This window comes from Gordonia sp. L191 (assembly GCF_030077625.1).
In the GTDB taxonomy this organism is placed as follows: domain Bacteria; phylum Actinomycetota; class Actinomycetes; order Mycobacteriales; family Mycobacteriaceae; genus Gordonia; species Gordonia polyisoprenivorans_A.
Window position 1 is genome coordinate 5,381,795 of record NZ_CP125996.1, and the last position, 20,178, is coordinate 5,401,972.

Below are 20,178 nucleotides of genomic sequence, written 5' to 3' on the forward strand. Positions count from 1 at the left end.
CAAGGATGAGCCCTGCGCTCGGCGTCACGACGTGGCGCCGAGCGTGCGGTGCCGCGGTGGCATCGGCACGAAGCCGGCCGTGCGGCGCTGATAGTCGGCGTACTCCGGGTACTTGGCCAACGTGATCGACTCGGTGAACTTCGTCGACCCGACGAACAACAGGGTCAAGAGGACGGCGCCGAGGACGGTCGGCTGCAGTACCGTGCCGGCCGCCGTCGCGCCGAACGCGAAGATCACCCACCACTGCGCCTGTTCGCAGAAGTAGTTGGGGTGACGGCAGTAGCGGAACAGGCCCTCGGTGAGGAAGCGAGACGGCGGCTCGACGCCCTGCGCCAGCGCCGCCTCCGCCTTGCGTCGGTAGAACTCCCATTGCTTCTGGTCGGCAACGGTTTCACCGGCGAGGAACGCCACGAACAGCAGGGTGAGGATCACGTCGAGCACACCGAAACCGCCGGGATGGCGCAGCGCGGTGTAACCCGGCAGGGAGATCAGCACCAGCAGCAGATTCTGGTAGATGACGATGAAGAACAGGTTGAACAGGGCGAACTGCCATCCGCTCATCTTCGATCGGAGGATCTGCCATCGGTAGTCCTCCATGCCGGTGTAGCCACCGCGTCGGGCGAAGTTGAACGTCAATCGTGCGCCCCACGCGGTGACCAGTACCGTCATCACCCACAGCCGTGGGTCGTCGAAACCGGCTGCGCCGCAGAAGATCCACATGTAGACCACCGGGGTGATCGACCAGATCCGATCCACCCACGAGGTGTCGCCGGTGATCAGCGACGCCACCCAGCATCCTGCACAGACGACTGCCGCGACGATTCCGACGACCCACAGCACCGACATGGCGTCAGCTCATCCGCGCCAGCGGCACAGTGCCTCGACGGCGGTCATGTCGTAGTCGGGGCCGGTGATGCCCACGGTCAGCAGGGTCACGCCTTCGGCGCTGATGGCGTCGGCGTCGCGGAGCAGGGCATCGACATCGTCCTTGTATTGCACGCCCGCGGACCGCTCGATGGTCTCGGGGTCGCGGCCGGCGGCGGCGCAGTGCTCGGCGAGCACGGTGGACTTGTGGCGGTAGGTCTCGACGTCGTTGAAGCCGTGCCACGCGTCGCCGTACTGCGCGACGAGCGGCAGCGTCTTGCGCTCGCCGCTTCCGCCGATCAGCACCGGGATGTGGCGGGTGGGAGCCGGATTGAGCTTCTTCAGCCGCGAGTCGATACGCGGCAACGCCTCTGCCAGATCGGCGAGTCGCGAACCCGCGGTCCCGAACTCGTAGCCGTATTCGTCGTAGTCCTTCTGGAACCAGCCGGCGCCGATCCCGAGGATCAGCCGGCCGCCGGAGATGTGGTCGACGGTGCGTGCCATGTCGGCGAGCAGTTCGGGGTTGCGGTAGGAGTTGCAGGTGACCAGCGCGCCGATTTCCACGCGCTCGGTCTGCTCGGCCCAGGCGCCGAGCATCGTCCAGCACTCGAAGTGGGCGCCCTCGGGATCGCCGTAGAGCGGATAAAAGTGATCCCAGTTGAAGATGACGTCGACGCCGGCATCCTCGGCGCGCAGGACCGCGTCGCGGATGAGGGAATAGTCGGGAGCGTGCTGGGGCTGGATCTGGACACCGATGCGAATGGGGAATGCCATGGGTCCCAGTCTGCCCCCACGGGCGGGGTGTGCGCACCCCCCGGTTCTCAGTGGTTCACTTCGTCGCCCTGGGCGCCACTTCTTGCCGCTGGGGCAAGGGGCGTCGACGTTCGGGTGCGGTCGTGCCAGAGTCGAGGCATGAGCACCACAGACCGCAATCCCCACACCGCGGACGAATGGGATGCGCGGTATTGCGATACCGACAGGTTGTGGACGAGCGACGTCAATCCCGCACTACCGATCGAGGTTTCGGACCTGACGCCGGGTACCGCGCTGGAGGTGGGTTCCGGTGAGGGAGCAGACGCCCGGTGGCTCGCCGACCACGGCTGGCAGGTCACCGCGCTCGACATCTCCCAGGTCGCCGTCGACCGCGCGCGGGAGATCGATACGCGTCCGGCGATCACCTGGTTGCAGGCCGATCTCGTCGTTGACGATGTCCCGGGTCGCGATTTCGCACTGGTCACCGCCCACTACTTCCCGATTGCAGCGGCCGACGTGGCGGTGGCGGGCAAGCTCATCGATGCGGTCGGACCAGGCGGAACGCTGCTGGTGGTGGCACATGCCCCCGAGGGCGTGCGTGCCCACGGCTTCGATCCGGCCGACTATGTTCAGCCCGACGACATCGCCGAGATGCTGGGCGACGGTTGGCAGGTGATCACGCACGAGACCCGTGAACGGGGGCGCCCTGCCGGCGGTGGTCACCACATCAACGATGTGGTGCTGCGGGCGCGGCGCACGTAGATCGCTAGTTCTGGCCGTGAGCGTCGACGACGCGCGCGATCCGTTCGATCGCTTCGGTCAGTACCTCGGGTGAGCACGCGACGTTGATCCGCGCGAATCCGTTGCCCTGATCGCCGAAGGCGGGACCCCGGTGGAGGGCGACGCGCCCTTCATCGAGGATCGGTCCGGCCGGGTCGTCGCCGAGGCCGGTGTCGCCGAAGTCGAGCCAGGCGAGGTACGACGCGTGTGGTCGGGTGTAGCGGACCCGTGGAAGATGTTGTGCAAGAAGCTGCTCCAGAAGGTCAAGGCTCTCGCCGATGGTGTCGAGCGTCGCTGCGAGGTAGTCGTCGCCGTGGGCGTAGGCGGCCGCGGACGCGGCGCGGCCGAGGATACTGGTCCGGAAGGCCACCTCGTGCGGTTGTCGTCGAACGACCGCGCGCATGAGGTCACTCCCAACGACGGTGAGCGCGCACTTGGTGCCGGCGATGTTGAACGCCTTGCTCGCGGAATGGGCGGCGATGCCGACCTTGCGAGCGGCACCGCTGACGGACAGGAACGGCACGAAGGGTGGAGCCTCCGGCGTGATGCTCGACGGGTGCACCAGCGGGGCGTGGATCTCGTCGCTGACGACGACGGCACCGTGATCGTCGGCCATCTCCGCCAGGGCGACGAGATCCTCGCGCGGATGCACGAGGCCGAGCGGATTGTGCGGATGGCACAGCAGGATTGCGCGTGCGCCCGCAGCGAATTCCGCGCCGATCGCGTCGAGATCGAGGCGGTAGCCGGTGGGACGCGCGGGGTCTGCGACGAGGGGAGTCTCGACGAGTGTTCCGCCGGCTTCCGGGATGAGTTCGAAGAACGGCGGGTACACCGGTGGCGTGATGATCACGCGGTCGCCGGGTGAGATCGCGGCTCGGAGTGCTTCGACGATCACCACGCTGACGTCGGTGGTGAGGTGCACGTCGTCGGGGTCGACCTGCCAGCCCCAGTGCCGTTCGGCGAATCCGGAGAACGCCGGTCCCACGTTGCCGGTGGTGCCGGCGTACCCGAGGTCGGAGGTCTCGATCTGGGTGCGCATGGCGTTGGCCACGACCGGCGCGATCGGATAGTCCATCTCCGCCACGAACAACGGCAATACGTCGTCGGGGTAGGTGCGCCACTTCTCGCTGTTGCGCCGACGCAGCTCCGCCAGCGACGGCGCCGTCGGTCTCGGCAGCTCTCGACCGGTCATGTCCTCTTGTCTAGCACCGCTGTGGGGGTTTCGATGTCGGGGGTCTCGGGGGTCTCGAGGCCTCGTCGCTGGCGCTCCTGCGCACCTCGACCATCGGGAGGGGGAGGCGCAAGCGATCACAGAAGACCGCCGGGAAATCTCATCCTCGGTGGTCGAGGTGCCGAGGAGCGATAGCGGCGTTCCCCTTCTTCCGGTGGTCGAGGTGCCGAGGAGCGTTAGCGACGAGCCTCGAGACCTGTTGCACCGCTGCTGGTTTCCGACCCTGGACCGAAGCATGTGACGGTCTAGAGTCCGCGGTCGCCGAGGAGTTGGGCGAGTCGGGTGTCGACCGGCGAGTCCGGGCCAGGGTCAGGGTGGAGGATTTCGACGAGGTCGTAGTAGCCGTGTCCGATCGGGACTCGGCTGCGTCGGATTCGGTTGGTGGGCAGCATCGAGTCCCGGTCGTCGCTTGTGGCGAGATCGGTATCAGCACTGGCAGCGGCCCTACTTGGTGGTGGGTCGGGTGGTGGATGCAACTCCGCGCGCACTGTGTCGAGGGTGGCGCGGAAGGTGGCCTCGACGTCGGGGAGCGCGTTGGTGCGTTTCGGGTTCGGTTCAGCTGCGCCGATGGGGGTGTTGTTGCGCCACCAGCAGCGTCCGGCCCACGGCCCGTCCCGATAAATCCCGGTCGTGAATTGTCCGGGTTTGTCGCCGACCATCCGGTTGTGTTTGCCGCAGGCGGGGGCGAGGTCACCGATGTTGGTGAGCCCACCTTTCGCATGATCCTTGGTGGCGTGATGAATTTCCACGTGCGCGGCAGGTTGGGTACACCCGGGATACGAGCAGTACTCGCCACCGTCTTTGGCGAACAACGCGATCCGTTCGCCTTGACTCGCCAACCGCGCCCGACCCAAATACAGGGGCAGGCGGGTGTGGTCGTCGAACACCGCCAACCAGGGTTGGCTGTGGGCCGCCAATGCGATGACATCGGTGATCGGCAGCAGGGTGCCGGTCGCCGTGACGCCCATCCCGGTTTGGGCGATCAGGTCGGACAGCGATGCTTTGATGATCAGGTGCGGCGGCAGCCCGCGATGCGATTGCGGGCCGAGTCCCACATCCAGTCCGGCGCGTAGGACTGCTTCCAACGCATCATGGTTGCGTTGCACCTGATCGCGGTGATCGCGGGCTGCGGCGGCCGTCAACGCGTCGGGGTCGGCGTCGTCGCGACTGCCGGTCGGGGGAGTCGGGGTCGGTGGGGTTGTTCATTCCGGGGGCTGCCCACGCGGCGAGTACTGCTTCGAGGTGTGCGGTCAAGGTGGGGGTCATTTGTCCGGTCAGGCCACTCATTTTTTGGGCGTCTTGACGCCCGATGCGAATCTGGCGGTGCCGTTGCCGATCAGCATCGTCGGTCAACTCACCGTCGGGGTCGAGGTGCGCCAACACCCGTGCCCCCAAGATCCGAAGATCAGACGGGGTGTGGGTGCGGGCGAACCCGGCCATCGTGGCGTCGGCCGACATTTTCTCGTCGAACGGCACTGTCGCGGGGACACGGTCCAACACATCGATCACCACCGCCGCATGCGAAGGGCCGGCCGCCCCGGAGGCCATCGCTTCGGCCAACGCCGGATATTTCGGGGCGGCGACCTCGCCGGTGAAGGTGTGGAAGGTGGCGGTCGCTGTGAGTTGTTTCCACCGCCGCCACGGTTCCGACACACGCAACAAGCCGATCATGGCGTCGATGATCGACCCGAACCCGTACTCCCGCGCCAAATGACGGTCGGAGAACTCGACGATCTGCCGATCCCCCTGGACGGTGACGCAGGTGATCAACCGCTCGGTGGACTGAGCAACCGACACCAGGTCATCGTTGGACAGGCCGGTCAGGTCATCCGATGCCAGCGAATCGACCAAGCGGTGGGCGAGGGCGATTTTCTGGGTGGTCGACAACCCGGACACGTCAGGGAGTGTCGTGTCGACCATCATTGCTCACCCCCCGGCGATAAGCGCACATGCGTTTGCGCGCTGTTGTGTTCGATTCCATGCCGGGTTTGTCGGGTTGGCAAGGGGTTGTCGAAAGTTTTTTCGTACGGGTTTGGTGGTGGGGTTTCAGCGTCGATTCGGCAGGGCCTCGAGGCTCGGCGCCTGGGGCGCCTCGCACCTCGACCATCGAGGGGGAAGCACCTCGACCACCGATCGGGGAAGGACCTCGACCACCGATCGGGGAGCGTCTCGGCCGTCGATCGGGAAGCGTCTCGTCCACCCGGGCGGGAATGCGTTTCGACCAGTGGTTGGGGAGCGCGTTGACAATTGAAGTAGTATTCGACCATACGTTCGATGCGCGTATGCGCCGGATAGAAGGGCTCGACCGATGCGCATCGACAGCGGGACGAGACGGGAGGCATCAATACTCCACGCCGACCTGGACTCCTTCTATGCCTCCGTCGAGCAGCGTGACGATCCGGCGCTGCGGGGTCGGCCGGTCATCGTCGGTGGTGGAGTGGTGTTGGCCGCCAGTTACGAGGCGAAGGCGCGCGGTGTCCGGACGCCGATGCCCGGCCGGGAGGCGCGGGCACTGTGTCCCGATGCGATCGAGGTACGCCCTCGGTTCGAGGCGTACATGGAGGCCAGTCGAGCGGTCTTCGAGATCTTCCGCGACACAACGCCTCTCGTCGAGGGGATCTCCGTGGATGAGGCATTCCTCGATGTGGCCGGTCTCCGGCGTCTCGTCGGCGATCCGGTCGCCATCGCCGAGACCCTGCGGTCCCGCGTACGCACCGAGGTCGGCTTACCGATCACGGTCGGTCTCGCGCGCACGAAGTTCCTCGCCAAGGTGGCAAGCGCCGTCGGCAAGCCCGACGGGCTTCTCGAGGTCGCGCCGGGTACCGAACTGGCGTTTCTGCACCCGCTTCCGGTCCGCCGGCTCTGGGGTGTCGGTCCCGTGACGGAGGCCAAACTCGCCGACGCGGGGGTCGCGACGGTCGGTGACATGGCGCGTCTGGGCCAGAAGGCGTTGTGCCACATCGTCGGTCCCGGCGCCGGCCGACACCTGTTCGCCCTGTCGCTCGCGCAGGACCCGCGGCGTGTCGAGACCGGCAGGCGGCGCAGCTCGATCGGTTCACAGCGGGCCCTCGGCCGCAGGCCCCGGCCCGAGGCTGAGATCGAGGCGACGATCATCGCCATCGTCGAACGGCTCGGCAAGCGACTGCGCGGCGCCGATCGTGTCTGCCGAACCGTGGTGCTGCGCTTGCGTTTCGACGACTTCTCCCGCGCCACGCGCTCGCGCACGCTGCCCGAGGCCACCGACCGCACCCAGGTACTGATGGGTTGTGCCCGGGCGTTGTTCGACGACGCCCTGCCCCTCATCCGGGAACGCGGGTGCACGCTGATCGGGCTGTCGCTGGCCAGCCTCGACGACTCCGACTCGCTGCAGATGACCCTGCCCTTCGACGACGATCATCAGCCGGAACTCGACGCCACGATGGACGAACTCCGTAACCGCTTCGGCCGGGACTCCGTCACCCGCGCGGTGCTCGTCGGACGCGACCATGGCGACGACGCCCCGATGCTGCCCGACTGAACCGGACGACACGGTGCGCAAAATGCGCAAAACACGACTTACGAGCACAACAGTGACTGTGATCCGCATTACCCACAGACTCCTCGTGTAGCCGACGACACCGCAGAGTCGTCGGGAAACACGGCAGAAAGTTCAGGCAATGTTGGTAGCACTCGGGTTGGCGATGGTCGCCACCTTCATGTTCCTCATCATCACCAAACGCGCGACACCCGTTGTCGCACTGATCCTGGTTCCCGTCGCCTTCGGCCTCTTCGCCGGCGCGGGCCTCGGGATCAGCGACATGATCAAGGACGGCATCAAGGAGCTCGCCCCGACCGCGGCGATGCTGTTCTTCGCGATCATCTTCTTCGGCATCATGATCGACGTCGGCCTGTTCGACCCGATCATCCGCTTCATCGTCCGCATGGTGCGCAACGATCCGGCCCGGCTCGTCGTCGGTACCGCGGTCCTCGCGGCCGTGGTGTCACTCGACGGCGACGGATCGACCACCTTCATCATCACCACCGCGGCACTCTTGCCGCTGTACCTGAAACTCGGTGTCTCCCCGGTGGTTCTGACCGTCGTCGCCGGCCTGGCCAACGGCACCATGAACATCCTTCCGTGGGGCGGGCCGACAGCCCGCGCGGCCAGTGCGCTCAAGATCGACACCAACGACGTCTTTCTCCCGATGGTGCCCGCACTCGCTATCGGCATGCTCGTCGTTCTGGCGTTCGCCTACCACCTCGGCGTGCTCGAGCGTCGTCGCATCGGCCGCATGGAAATCAAGGACTCGATGCTGGCCCCGAGCGAGGAACTCGTCCTCGCCGGAGCAGGCGGTGGCAGTGGCACCGACACGCCCACCGGCCGTCGACGCTTCCGCGGTCGCGGAACCAGCAGCGCGGCAACCGGTTCCGGCGCCGGTGGCGACTCGGCCGGCCCCGCCTTGACCGGCGACCTGCCCGCCCAACCCCACGACGATGCAGCTCACGACGACTCCGACGCCACGGCCTCCTTCACCGGCGTGCTCGACCCGAACCGGAAGTCGCTGCGGCCCAAACTGTTCTGGATCAACGCCGCACTCACCGTGGCGCTGCTGGCGATCCTCGGCATGGACGTCGTCGCCATCCCGGTGCTGTTCATGATCTTCGCCGGAATCGCTCTCGCGGTGAACTTCCCGCACATCAAGGACCAGCAGGAGGCCATCACCCGGCACAGCTCGAGCATCGTCTCGGTGGTCGCGATGGTGCTCGCCGCCGCGGTGTTGACCGGCGTGTTCAGCGGAACCGGCATGGTCGATGCGATCGCGCACTGGATGGCCGACGGCATCCCGACCTGGATGGGCCCGCACATGGCCGTGGTCATCGGCGTGCTGTCGATCCCGCTGACCTTCCTGATGTCCAACGACGCCTTCTACTTCGGTGTGCTGCCGGTGCTTTCGGAGACCGCCACCCGCTACGGCATCGACCCCGCCGAGATGGCGCGCGCATCGATCACCGGTCAGACCTTCCATATGCAGAGCCCGCTGGTTCCGGCGATCCTGTTGCTCGTCGCGCTCGCCGGCGTCGGACTGGCCGATCACCACAAGAAGGTGCTGTGGCGTGCGGCGGTGGTCTCGCTGGTGATGCTCCTCGCCGGCTGCCTGTTCGGCGCCATCCCCTTCTGACGATCCCCGACCGGGTCGCCGCAAACCGGATCTCCCTGTCGGCCGATCCCTCCCACGCCTAGGCTGACCGCATGCGATTGCGAACGCAGGTACTGCTCCTGCAACTCGCCGTCATCGCGGTCAGCCTCGGCGTCGGTTTTGGCGTCGTGGTCTACGGATCCGACGACCGGGTCCGCGACGAATACGCCCAACGGGCCCTGGCCATCGCCCAGACCATGGCCGACGATCCCGACGTCGTCGCCTCCGTCGCCGCACATCAGGGCACCGACCTCGACCGAGCCGAACTCGTGAACTCGTCCCTGCAACGCCAGGCGACCGCCGTGGCCCGCAGCACCGGTGCGCTCTTCGTGGTCATCGCCAACGCCGACGGAATCCGGTTGGCCCACCCCGACATCGACGAGGTCGGAGTGCACGTCTCCACCGATCCGTCCCGGGCGCTGTCCGGCCAGATCGACATCACCACCGATCGGGGAACACTGGGCGACTCGGTCCGCGCAAAGGTGCCCATCCTGCAGCCCGGGCTGACCCGTCCGATCGGCCTGGTCAGTGTCGGCGTCTCGACGCAGAAACTCACCCGCGACACCCGCCGCGACATCCTCGCCACCGGGCTCATCGCGCTCGTGGCCCTCGCCGTCGGTGCGGTGGGGTCGGTGCTGCTGGCCCGCCGATGGCGGCGCCTGACCCTCGGACTGGAGCCCGACGACCTCGCCGAACTCGTGCGTGAGCAACGGGCCGTGCTGCACTCGCTCGATGACGGTGTCCTCGCCGTCGACAGCGCGAACGTGCTGCGGGTCGCCAACGAACGCGCCCGCCGACTGCTGGAGTTGTCCGCGCCGGTGGGCACGCCCGTCGACGCGCTCGGCCTGACGCCCCGGGTGCGTGGTGTGGTCGAAACGCCGACGCCTGAGCCGGTCGCCGCCACCGTCGGGGATCGGATCGTGCTCGTGTCGTCCCATCGGGTCACCGCCGACGGACGTGACCTGGGCATGGTGCTGTCGGTGGTGGATCGCACCGACGTCGAGGAACTCACCCGCGAGGTCGACGCCGTACGCGCGATGAGTGTGGCCTTGCGCGCGCAACGCCACGAGGCCGCCAACCGCATGCACGTGCTCGCGGGATTGTTGCGGCACGACAACGTCGACGAGGCGCGGGCCTACCTCGACGATCTGACCGGACCGCACGCACGCACCGTCGACGGCATCGAGAACGTCGACGAACCGCACCTGCAGGCATTCCTCGAGGCCAAGGCCAGTCATGCACGTGAACGCGGTGTCACCCTGCGTCTCGGCCCTCAGACGTGGGTGGCGGGCGCGCTCACCGATGCGGTCACGGTGACCGCGGTGGTCGGCAACCTCGTCGACAACGCCATCGACGCCGCGGCCGGCAGCGAGGGGGCCGGCGGCGAGGGGGCCGAGGTGGAGGTGGAACTGCTGACTGATCCGGGCACGGGCGCCGACGACGGTACGACAGTAGCGACACTGTTGGTGACGGTGGCCGATTCGGGACCGGGCATCGCTTTCGACGATCCGGCGGAGATCTTCACCGAGGGCGTCACCACCAAGACCGACCCTGCCGTCCCCGGCGGCCGGGGAATGGGCATGTCGATCGTCCGGCAACTCGCACGGCGAATCGGCGGTGACGTGACCATCGCCGAGCCGGGCGGAACCGGGCGCGGCGGTGCGGTATTCGTGGCCCGGCTACCGGGCGTCATCGAGGAGGGAGACCGGTCATGACAGGCGAGACGCCAAGCACCGACGGCCACGGCGTGCTGATCGTCGACGACGACTTCCGGGTTGCCGCATTGCATTCCGCGATCGTCACGGCGGTCCGCGGATTCCGGGTGGTCGCCCGCGCCGGGACTCTGGCGCAGGCGCGCACCGCGCTCGCCGAACACCCCGACATCGAGCTGGTGTTGCTCGATGTCTACCTGCCCGACGGTTCCGGCATCGACCTGCTTGCCGAATTGCGTTGTGACTGTTTCATCGTCGGCGCCGAGACCGACGCGCGGGCGGTGCGCGCGGCCACCCGCGGGGGTGCGTTGGCCTATCTGATCAAACCCTTCGCCGACACCGAGTTGGCGCGTCGCCTGGCCGGTTACGCGCACTATAGGCGGGTGCTCGACGCGCCTCGGGTCGACCAGGCGCAGGTCGATGCGGCGTTGTCGGGGCTGCGGTTCGGGACGGCGCCCGCCGAGCGGTCCTCGGGCGCCTCGCCGACCGAGCAGCGGATCCTCGAGTTGTTCGCCGACACCGACGAGGGGTTGTTCGCCGACCAGGTCTCCGACGCCATCGGCATCTCGGCGGCCACCGCCCGCCGGCACCTCGCGGCGCTGGTGTCGGCGGGACGGTTGGTCATGTCATTGCAGTACGGCGGCACCGGACGCCCACGGCAGGAGTATCGCAAGCCGCGCACGTGATCAGCCCGCTTGCAACCTCACACAGGCGATGATGGCTTCGTGCGAAGGTTTCGGGAGTCGAGTGCGTTGTCGGCATTTCAGATGTCGGACGCCCCGCTGGACACGGCGGGTGCGCTACGCGCGCTCGCGGCTGGCGGCACCCTCCTGATACTCGGTGTGCTGCTCGGCGACTGGGCCAGGCTGGGGGTCGCCTATCTCGGCGCCGCGTGTTCGGTGGCGTTCGTGATCGGCGAAAGCTACCGGGTCCGGTTCACCGTGCTCGCGGCGGCGTCTGCGGGTGCCGCGGTGGGGATCGTCGTCGGTGGCTCGACGACCGGCCACGGCGTGCTGCCGATCATCCTCGTCGCGGTGGTGGCCGCAGCGGTGTCGGGGCTGGTCGGCGTCGTCGGGCCAGGCGGACCCGCCTTCGGGATGATGCTCAGTATCGGTGTCGCCTACGGCCAGTTCGGTGGTTCGGGGCTGAGCCCGCTGAACCAGGCGGTGTGGTACCTCGTCGGCGCATTGGTGGTCGGCGTGGCCGACTTCGCCGAGTGGCCGTTCCGGGCCGGCCTCCGACGATCTCCGCTCGCCACGACGACCGACACGCAGCCGCACTCGATCAGAGGCGATGCCGTTCGGGTCCTGAACAGGATGCGCACCCCGGCAGCGGTCCACAACAGTGTTCGGACGGCGCTGTGCCTCGGTGTTGCCACCGCGATCACCGTCGCTGTACACGCCCCGCAGCACGGGTTCTGGTTGCCGCTGACAGTGGCTGTCATCGTCCGGCCCGAGTACGGTTCGGTGGTCGGGCGAACGGTGAACCGGGTGGCGGGCACGGTGATCGGTGCCGCGGTGGCCGCCGCCGTGGTCGCGATCTGGCCCAGCGGCGTCGTGGTCGCGGTGGCGGCGTCGGTCGGGCTGGCCTTCGCCGTGCTCACCGGACCCAAGTTGTACGGGCTCCGAGTCGTCGGCATCACCCTCTCGGCACTGTTGTCCGCGTCGGTGGGCGCCCCGGATGCCCTCGGTCCGGAGATCCGGCTTCTCGACACCCTCGCCGGCGCGGTGATCGCCGTCGTCTTCGGTTATCTGATCTGGGCAGGCAGCAAGGACAACGCCTGACCCAGGCAGCAAGGACAACGCCTGACCCAGGCAGCAAGGACAACGCGTGACCCAACGCCGCGGGCCGGCCACCACGACTTGACCTTGACACGGTGACAAGGTGTGGAGTGGACGGGGAAAGGAGGTGGTGGACGATGTGGCAAGCACTCGAGCACCCCGATCAGTCGGTACGTCTGCGCGCGGCGATGGCGGTGGGTACGGCCGGAGCCGATCTCGACGCCGAGGAGGTGACCGACCGTCTGATCGCGCGGAGTGCGATCGAGCCGGACTTCTTCGTCCGCGACATGCTGACGTGGGCGCTGTGCCGCCAGCCCGCCGACGTCACGGTGCCGAAGCTGCTCAAGGAACTCGACTCCGACATCGTTCAGGCGAGAAGCCAAGCACTGCATTCCCTTTCGAAGATCGGGGATAACCGGGCATGGCCGTTCGTGTCGACCATGCTGCATGAGGACGACGACGAGGTGGCGCGAACCGCGTGGCGTGCGGCCGTCGCGCTCGTTCCCGCCGACGCCGTTGACAGCCTTGCCGCGGATCTGGCCACCGAGTTCGGACGGCGCACCGACGAGGTGCGCCGGAGTCTGAGCCGGGCTCTCATCGGGCTCGGACAGCCCGGGCGCGACGTCGCGCAAGCGCGGCTGACGCATCCGGTCGCCGCCGTCGCCGACCACGCCGCGGCGACGATCCGGTTGTTCGACGATCCCGACTCGGGGTTCGCCGATGCTCATCGGTGAACTCGCCCGCCGTTCGGGGGTCTCCACCCGCATGCTGCGTCACTACGACCGACTCGGGCTGGTGACCCCCACCGGGCGGACATCGGGCGGCTACCGCGAGTACTCCGACGCCGACGTTCGCCGGTTGTTCGAGGTGGAGAGTCTGCGCACGCTGGGCCTCACGCTGCCGGAGGTCGGCGCCGCGCTCGACGAGGCGGCCTACGAGCCGATGCAGGTGGTGGAGGACCTCATCGACCGGACCCGGGACCGGATCGCCGCCGAGCAGGAACTGCTGGCTCGACTGCAGCGCGTCGCCGCCACCGCGCCCACGCAGTGGGCCGACGTGCTCGACGCGGTCGCGATGCTGCGCGCGTTGCAGTCACCATCGGGCGTGCAGCGTATCCGGGCCGCACTCAGTGGCGACGACACCCGTCTGCCGATCGAAGAGTTGGCGAAAGCTGCTCTGGCCGAGGATGATCCGAATGTGTTCGGGGCATTACGGTGGTCGTTGGCGCGTGCCGGTGACGCCGCACTCGACCACCTCGCCGACGGCCTGGCCGCAGCCGATCCGCGGGTACGGCTGCGCGCCGTCGAGGCCGTCACCGCCATCGACTCCGAGCGGACCGCCACGATCCTTCTGCCCGCACTCGCCGATGCCGACGACGACGTGCGCGATCGTGCCGCGACGGCGTTGGCCGCGCGGGGTTCGGCGGAGTCGATCGATCCGCTGGTCGCGATGATCGTCGCCGGGCGGCGCGACGTCGAGGCCGCCGAGTACCTCGGCGTCCTCGCCGAGCGAGGAGGCTCGGGTCGCGTCCTGGCCCGGCTCCGTCCTCATCTCGACGCCGCCGATCCGGCTGTGCGATTGCGAATTGTCCAGGCACTCGCCGAGATTCCCGGCGTGGACGGGCAGCGTCTGCTGGAAGAGATGGCCGCCGACGACGACCCCACCGTCGCGGCCACGGCCACGGCGGTGCTGCGCGCCAGGGATGTGGGCCCAAGGGTTATCGGTCGGTGACCACCCGGTGACCGAATGGGTCGTGTCTCGGCGTTTTGTCGTTTCCGGCTGACGCGGTCGCTCCCGGCACGTATGAATGGAGGAGGAACTGCGGAAATCACCCAACGCCCGTGAGAGGCCCCACGATGTCCCACAGCACCGGAATTGCCCACCGTCCCCAGGACGAAAGCAGCTACGACGACGCCGACATCGACGCAGACCTGCGCTGGTGGGCCGCCGCCAACTACCTCAACATCGCGCAGATCTACTTGCAGGACAACGTTTTACTGACCGAGCCGCTGACCGTCGACCACATCAAACCACGGTTGCTGGGCCATTGGGGCACCAGCCCGGGATTGTCGGCGATTTACACGGTGCTCAATCGAATCATCAATGACACCGGGTCGGAATGGTTGTATATCACCGGACCCGGGCATGGCGGTCCGGCATTGGTGGCCAACACATATCTCGAGGGCACCTATACCGAGATCTATCCGCACGTTTCCCTCGATGCCGCCGGCGTACGCGCACTGTGCAGGCAGTTCTCGACGCCCGGTGGCATCCCCAGCCACGTCAGCGTGCAGACGCCGGGGAGCATCCACGAGGGCGGCGAGCTCGGCTACGCGCTCGTGCACGCCGCAGGTGCGGCCTACGACCATCCCGACCTGATCGTCGCCGCGGTGGTCGGTGACGGTGAGGCCGAAACGGGTCCGTTGTCGGGGTCGTGGAAGATTCCGGCCTTCCTCAACCCGGCCCGCGACGGTGCGGTGTTGCCGATCCTGCATCTCAACGGGGCGAAGATCGCCGGGCCCACCGTCCTCGGTCGCAGCACCGACGCCGAGATCAGCGATTACCTCAGTGGGCAGGGGTGGCGTCCGGTGTTCGTGGAGGGCGAGGACCCGCGGGAGGTGTTCCCCGCCTTGCACACGGCGCTGGTGGACTCCTATCGCACGATCCGGGAGATCCAGGCCGCCGCGCGCGGCGACGGCCCGCGCCCGGACACCGCATGGCCGGCGATCGTGTTGCGGACGCCGAAGGGCTGGACCGGCCCGAAGTTCGTGGACGGCAAGAAGATCGAGGGCACGCACTGGGCGCATCAGGTGCCGCTGTCGGGGGTCCGGGAGAACCCGGAACATCTGGCGATCCTCTCCGACTGGCTACGGTCCTACAAGCCCGAGGAGCTGTTCAACGAGGACGGCGGCGTCGTCGACTCCATCCGCGCGCTCGCACCGAAGGGCGATCTGCGGATGGGCGCCACCCCGTACGCCAACGGGGGCCGCCTGCTCCGCCCCCTCCGTCTGCCACCGATCTCGTCCTACGCCCTCGACATCGACTCGCCGGGCGTCGTCCTGCACGAGACCACGCGCGTGCTCGGCGAGTTCATGCGCGACATCTACCGGGAGAACGGGACTCCCGACGACGGCGGCAACTTCCGGTTGTTCTGTCCGGACGAGACGTCGAGCAACCGCCTCGGCGCGGTCTTCGAGGCCACCGACCGGTGCTGGCAACTCCCGACCACCGAGTTCGACGACGGGCTCTCGGCGTCCGGGCGGGTGATGGAGGTTCTCAGCGAGCACCTGTGTCAGGGCTGGCTCGAGGGCTACACGCTGTCGGGGCGGCACGGATTGTTCGCGACCTACGAGGCGTTCGCGATGGTGAGCGCGTCGATGGTCGTGCAGCACACCAAGTGGCTCCAACACGCCGCCGAACTCCCGTGGCGCGAGCCGGTCGCCTCGCTCAACATCCTGCTGACGTCCACGTGCTGGCGCAACGACCACAACGGCTTCTCCCATCAGGGTCCCGGGCTCATCGACCTGGTGTTGCCGCTGTCGCCGGGGGTCGTGCGGGTGTGGTTGCCGCCGGACTCCAACTCGCTGCTGTCGATCGCCGATCACTGCTTCCGCAGCCGCGATCACGTCAACGTCCTCGTCGTCGACAAACAGCCGCATCTGCAATACCTGACGCTCGAGGAGGCCAACGAGCAGGCCGCGGCGGGCGCCTCGATCTGGGAGTGGGCCGGCACCGAGTCCGCCGACGACGGGTTCGACGACGCCGCACCGCCGGACGTGGTACTCGCCGCCGCCGGGGACGTCCCGACCCAGGAGATCCTCGCGGCCGCGCAGTTGCTCCGGGAGTGGGTGCCTTATCTGCGCACGCGGGTGGTCAACGTGATGGACCTGATGGTGCTGCTGCCGCAGAACGATCATCCGCACGGCTTGTCCGAGGAGAAATTCATCGACCTGTTCACCCGCGACACCGACGTCGTCTTCGCCTTCCACGGCTACCCGCGCGCGGTCCATCAACTCGTGCACGGCCGCACCCATCCCGGACGGTTCCACGTCCGCGGATTCTCCGAACAGGGCACCACGACAACGCCGTTCGACATGGTGGTGCTCAACAAGATGAGTCGCTATCACCTGGTCCTCGAGGCGCTGCGCCGCTCGCGACGCGCCCCGGAGAAGGGCGCCGAACTCGCCGAGTACTGCCGCACACAACTGGCCCGGCACGCCGACTACGTGCGCGAGCACTTCGAAGACCTCCCCGAGGTCCGGGACTGGACCTGGAGCTGATCTCGGACGTGCCCTCTTCGGAGACGACAACGGCACCCGGCGAACGTCTCGCCGGGTGCCGTTGCCCGTTAGTGGATCCGAGCGTCAGTGGATCCGAGCGTCAGTGGATCAGAACGTCACCGGATCAGAACTCGGTCCACAAGGTCAGCGGCTTGGGCAGTGTCTTGTTGTACGACACCCAGACTCGGCCGTTGGGGTGGCTTGCGGCCTCCCTCACCATCGCCTGGGCGCTGGTGTAGACGACGTAGCCCTTACCCGGGACGTAGAACGTCTTGTACCGGGAGTCGCGGTCCGGATTGGCGTACCAGTACGGGCGCAGCTGCGGGGTGTCGAAGATCGACTCGACGCCGCTGGCCGCGATCTGCTTGGTTTCGGCGGGGGTGAAACCCACCCACACCTTTGTCGGTGTGTCCCGAACGTCGGCCGCACTCGCGTGCCCGCCCCCGATGAAAAGCAGCCCGGTCACGGCAGCCAGCGCCACCAGGAGACCTACGAGTTTCTTGCGCACTTCAACAACCTCCCCTTGTCGTGAGTACTCCGTGTGTGAGTACCGATGATCGAGAATTGAACATAGCAAACTCTCCGCAATCTCGCAGATTGGGTGCGGCGACCCGGCAACTCGCCGTGTGCGGGCCCGCTACAGTTGTCAGCCATGACGACGCACGTGGATGCCACCAGCCCAGATCTGATCACCGTGGACGTGCCGACGCACTGGTATAACCTGGCAGCCGAGCTCGACGAGCCGATCCCGCCGCACCTGCACCCGGGCACCAAGGAGCCGGTCGGTCCCGACGATCTCGCCGCACTCTTCCCGGCAGGACTGATCGCTCAAGAGGTATCGACCGAGCCCTACATCGAGATCCCCGAGCCGGTCCGGGAGATCTACCGGATGTGGCGGCCGTCGCCGCTGATCCGGGCGCGACGGTTCGAGGAGTCGCTGAACACCGGTGCGCGGATCTACGTCAAGTACGAGGGCGTCAGTCCGGTCGGCAGTCACAAGACCAATTCGGCTGTCGCGCAGGCCTATTACAACTCCGTCGACGGAGTGCGCAAGCTGACGACAGAAACCGGGGCGGGCCAGTGGGGTAGTGCGCTGGCCTTCGCCGGAGCGCAGTTCGGCATCGGCGTCGAGGTGTGGCAGGTGCGCGCGTCCTACGATTCCAAGCCGTACCGCGGATATTTGATGCGGACCTACGGAGGGACGGTGCACCCGAGTCCGTCCGACCTCACCGAGGCCGGCCGCGCGATGCTCGCCAAGGACCCGAACACCACCGGGAGCCTGGGGATGGCGGTCAGCGAGGCCGTCGAGGTCGCCGCGACCCACGACGACACCCGGTATGCGCTCGGCAGCGTCCTCAATCACGTTGTGCTCCACCAGAGTGTCATCGGCCAGGAGGCCGTCGAGCAGCTCGCCGGCGTCGAGCCGGGCGGCGCCGACGTCGTCTTCGGTTGCGCCGGAGGCGGATCGAACCTCGCCGGTCTCTCGTTCCCGTTCCTGCGGGAGAAGTTGGCCGGACGGTCGAATCCGCGGATCGTTGCCGCCGAACCCGCCGCCTGCCCGTCGATCACGCAGGGTGAGTACCGGTACGACCACGGTGACGTCGCCGGGCTGACCCCGCTGCTCAAGATGCACACGCTCGGAATGGATTTCGTGCCGGACCCGATCCATGCCGGTGGCTTGCGCTACCACGGCATGGCACCCGCGCTGAGCCACACCGTCGAACTCGGACTCGTGCAGGGCATCGCCATCGCCCAGCGCAAGGCCTTCGAGGCCGGCGTCCAGTTCGCGCGGACGCAGGGCATCGTGCCCGCGCCGGAGTCGACGCATGCCATCGCCGCAGCCGCGGCCCACGTCGCCGACGATCCCACCGAGCAGGTCGTCGTCATCGGATTGTCGGGCCACGGTCAGCTCGATCTGCCCGCCTACGCGGAGTTCCTCGACGGCGCGATGGCCTGAGTGCCTCTCGACCGGTCACGCGGGTGACACGCACTGCCGGAGTCGATCTCGCGGCTGCACCGGCATCGACCGCGGTCGCGGTGATCGACTGGTCGGCAGGCATTGCGCGGCTGGTCGAGCTGGTGACCCCCGCCGGCGATGCGACGATCCGGGCCCTGGTGGCCGGGTCTGCGCGGGTGGGGATCGATTCGCCGTTCGGGTGGCCGGAGGAGTTCGTCGACTTCGTCGTCGCCCACCACCGAGGATCGACGCCGACCGGCAGCGGGCTCGACGCCATCGACCGCCGACGTCCCTTGGCATTTCGGCGCACCGACCGGTTTCTCGTCGAGCACGGACTGGGGCGACCGTTGAGCGTGTCCGCCGATCAGATCGCCCATGTCGCGTTCCGCTGCGCCGGGCTACTGGCCGACCTCGGCGTCGTCGATCGTGTGGACGGCTGGGCGGTGGAGGCGTATCCCGCAGGCGCTCTGCGGCATTGGGGCCTGCGATCCCGCGGCTACAAGCGGGCGGGTAACCGGGAGTCGCTGGCTGATCTCGTGTCGGCGCTGCAGGACGCGGCCGGGTGGCTCGACCTCGGCGATCATTACGCGCTCATGTGCCGTGACGACAACGCCTTCGACGCCGTCGTCACCGCACTCATCGCTCGAGCCGCGCAGCTGGGGCACACTCGTCTGCCGGACGAGGCCGACAGGTCGGTGACGCTGCGGGAGGGCTGGATTCACGTCCCCGACTGCTCGCTGGATGCGCTGCGCTGGTCGCGGTGAGCTGGAACCAGCACCGTGGCAAGCGGTCTCGAGGCTCGCCGCACGCGGCTCGCACCTCGACCATCGGGTGGGGAGGCCTTCCTTCCGGTGGTCGAGGTGCACCTTCACTCCAGCGATGGAGCTGTCCTCCCGGTGGTCGAGGTGCACCTTCACCCCAGCGGCGGGGCTGTCCTCCCGGTGGTCGAGGTGCGTAGGAGCGATAGCGACGGAGCCTCGAGACCCCTTGTGCCGAAAAGTATCCGGGCCAGCGCGCACCCTCACCCCAGCGGCAAGCGCATGATGATCCGCGGAAAGCCGTTGAGCACCGACGTCGTGTCGGAAGCCTTGACGAACCCGGCGGTCTCGAACATGGCGCGGGTGCCGACGTAGGCCATCGTGAGATCGACACGTTCGCCGCGGTTGTCCACGGGGTACGCCTCGACAGCGGGTGCTCCCCGATCCCGTGCGAACTCGACGGCACCGGCGATGAGGGGGTGCACAAGCCCGGTCTTGCGGTGACCCGGCCGGATTCGTATACACCACAGTGACCAGACGTCGAGGTCGTCGACGTGGGGGATCCTGCGGTTCGTCGCGAAGGTGGTCTCCGCGCGAGGTGCGATAGCGGCCCAGCCGACCACCTCGTCGTCGAGGTAGGCAAGAACACCCGGCGGGGGATCGGCGGCACACAGTTTCCGGACGTATCCTCCACGCTCCTGCTTCGCCAGGGTGCGGTTCAGGGCGTTGGGGATTCGATAGCTCAGGCACCAGCAGACGTTGGCGTCGGGACGCTTCGGCCCGACCATGGTGGCAACGTCGTCGAAATGCGTCGCCGGGCGTACCTGCACGGTCATGACAACCAGCCTCACCCACTCGGCGTGCAGATGCAACGGCCGGCATACA

16 protein-coding genes and 1 pseudogene are annotated in these 20,178 nt (G+C 67.8%); 11 read left to right on the forward strand and 6 right to left on the reverse strand.

Features of this window, described 5'->3' with window-relative positions; genetic code table 11:
* Positions 1 to 24 precede the first annotated feature (24 nt).
* Together QNM97_RS24170 and QNM97_RS24175 are read right to left on the reverse strand one after the other, a co-directional pair.
* Positions 25 to 846, reverse strand: coding sequence for a DUF1295 domain-containing protein (locus QNM97_RS24170; RefSeq protein WP_283820663.1), 822 nt, complete (start codon positions 844 to 846; stop codon positions 25 to 27).
* A 9-nt stretch (positions 847 to 855) separates the two neighbouring features.
* The gene (locus QNM97_RS24175; RefSeq protein ID WP_208793373.1) at positions 856 to 1,638 is read right to left on the reverse strand and encodes an LLM class F420-dependent oxidoreductase; all 783 of its coding nucleotides are present in this window, start codon (positions 1,636 to 1,638) and stop codon (positions 856 to 858) included.
* Positions 1,639 to 1,776: 138 nt separating this feature from the next.
* Between QNM97_RS24175 and QNM97_RS24180 the strand changes: the two genes are divergently transcribed.
* Complete coding sequence (locus tag QNM97_RS24180; protein WP_283820664.1) at positions 1,777 to 2,379, forward strand: class I SAM-dependent methyltransferase; 603 nt, start codon at positions 1,777 to 1,779, stop codon at positions 2,377 to 2,379.
* A gap of 4 nt (positions 2,380 to 2,383) precedes the next feature.
* Here the strand turns inward: QNM97_RS24180 and QNM97_RS24185 are convergent, their stop codons facing one another.
* Together QNM97_RS24185 and QNM97_RS24190 are read right to left on the reverse strand one after the other, a co-directional pair.
* Positions 2,384 to 3,589 (reverse strand): MalY/PatB family protein, encoded by a 1,206-nt coding sequence (locus QNM97_RS24185; RefSeq protein ID WP_283820665.1) that lies wholly within the window; start codon positions 3,587 to 3,589, stop codon positions 2,384 to 2,386.
* Positions 3,590 to 3,873: 284 nt separating this feature from the next.
* Positions 3,874 to 5,548: pseudogene (locus QNM97_RS24190) on the reverse strand (HNH endonuclease signature motif containing protein).
* A gap of 388 nt (positions 5,549 to 5,936) precedes the next feature.
* Here QNM97_RS24190 and dinB point away from each other — a divergent pair.
* From dinB to QNM97_RS24230, 8 genes are all read left to right on the forward strand, one after another.
* Complete coding sequence (dinB, locus tag QNM97_RS24195) at positions 5,937 to 7,145, forward strand: DNA polymerase IV (protein ID WP_283820666.1); 1,209 nt, start codon at positions 5,937 to 5,939, stop codon at positions 7,143 to 7,145.
* A 139-nt stretch (positions 7,146 to 7,284) separates the two neighbouring features.
* The gene (locus QNM97_RS24200) at positions 7,285 to 8,787 is read left to right on the forward strand and encodes a CitMHS family transporter (RefSeq protein WP_283820667.1); all 1,503 of its coding nucleotides are present in this window, start codon (positions 7,285 to 7,287) and stop codon (positions 8,785 to 8,787) included.
* A gap of 71 nt (positions 8,788 to 8,858) precedes the next feature.
* Positions 8,859 to 10,520, forward strand: a complete 1,662-nt coding sequence (locus QNM97_RS24205) for an ATP-binding protein (protein ID WP_283820668.1) — start codon at positions 8,859 to 8,861, stop codon at positions 10,518 to 10,520.
* Positions 10,517 to 11,203, forward strand: a complete 687-nt coding sequence (locus QNM97_RS24210; RefSeq protein WP_283820669.1) for a response regulator — start codon at positions 10,517 to 10,519, stop codon at positions 11,201 to 11,203. Before QNM97_RS24205 ends, QNM97_RS24210 begins: the two co-directional genes overlap by 4 nt.
* A gap of 39 nt (positions 11,204 to 11,242) precedes the next feature.
* A complete protein-coding gene (locus QNM97_RS24215) occupies positions 11,243 to 12,301 on the forward strand; it encodes an FUSC family protein (RefSeq protein WP_283820670.1) in 1,059 nt (352 codons plus the stop codon).
* A 134-nt stretch (positions 12,302 to 12,435) separates the two neighbouring features.
* Positions 12,436 to 13,032 (forward strand): HEAT repeat domain-containing protein, encoded by a 597-nt coding sequence (locus QNM97_RS24220; RefSeq protein WP_283820671.1) that lies wholly within the window; start codon positions 12,436 to 12,438, stop codon positions 13,030 to 13,032.
* Positions 13,019 to 14,029 carry a HEAT repeat domain-containing protein gene (locus QNM97_RS24225; RefSeq protein ID WP_283820672.1) on the forward strand — a complete coding sequence of 337 codons (1,011 nt, stop codon included), beginning with the start codon at positions 13,019 to 13,021 and terminating at the stop codon, positions 14,027 to 14,029. Before QNM97_RS24220 ends, QNM97_RS24225 begins: the two co-directional genes overlap by 14 nt.
* A 125-nt stretch (positions 14,030 to 14,154) precedes the next feature.
* Positions 14,155 to 16,578 (forward strand): phosphoketolase family protein, encoded by a 2,424-nt coding sequence (locus QNM97_RS24230; protein ID WP_283820673.1) that lies wholly within the window; start codon positions 14,155 to 14,157, stop codon positions 16,576 to 16,578.
* A 124-nt stretch (positions 16,579 to 16,702) separates the two neighbouring features.
* Here QNM97_RS24230 and QNM97_RS24235 read toward each other — a convergent pair whose 3' ends face one another.
* On the reverse strand, positions 16,703 to 17,086 hold the full coding sequence (locus QNM97_RS24235) for a hypothetical protein (RefSeq protein WP_208793361.1): 384 nt from the start codon (positions 17,084 to 17,086) through the stop codon (positions 16,703 to 16,705).
* A gap of 144 nt (positions 17,087 to 17,230) precedes the next feature.
* Between QNM97_RS24235 and QNM97_RS24240 the strand changes: the two genes are divergently transcribed.
* Together QNM97_RS24240 and QNM97_RS24245 are read left to right on the forward strand one after the other, a co-directional pair.
* The gene (locus QNM97_RS24240) at positions 17,231 to 18,535 is read left to right on the forward strand and encodes a TrpB-like pyridoxal phosphate-dependent enzyme (RefSeq protein ID WP_283820674.1); all 1,305 of its coding nucleotides are present in this window, start codon (positions 17,231 to 17,233) and stop codon (positions 18,533 to 18,535) included.
* Between the two features lie 23 nt (positions 18,536 to 18,558).
* Positions 18,559 to 19,299 carry a DUF429 domain-containing protein gene (locus QNM97_RS24245; protein ID WP_283820675.1) on the forward strand — a complete coding sequence of 247 codons (741 nt, stop codon included), beginning with the start codon at positions 18,559 to 18,561 and terminating at the stop codon, positions 19,297 to 19,299.
* 257 nt (positions 19,300 to 19,556) lie between these two features.
* On the opposite strand, the gene QNM97_RS24250 is transcribed toward QNM97_RS24245, so the two are convergent.
* Positions 19,557 to 20,129: a GNAT family N-acetyltransferase gene (locus tag QNM97_RS24250; protein WP_283820676.1), complete on the reverse strand. Its 573-nt coding sequence runs from the start codon at positions 20,127 to 20,129 to the stop codon at positions 19,557 to 19,559.
* Positions 20,130 to 20,178: the final 49 nt, after the last annotated feature.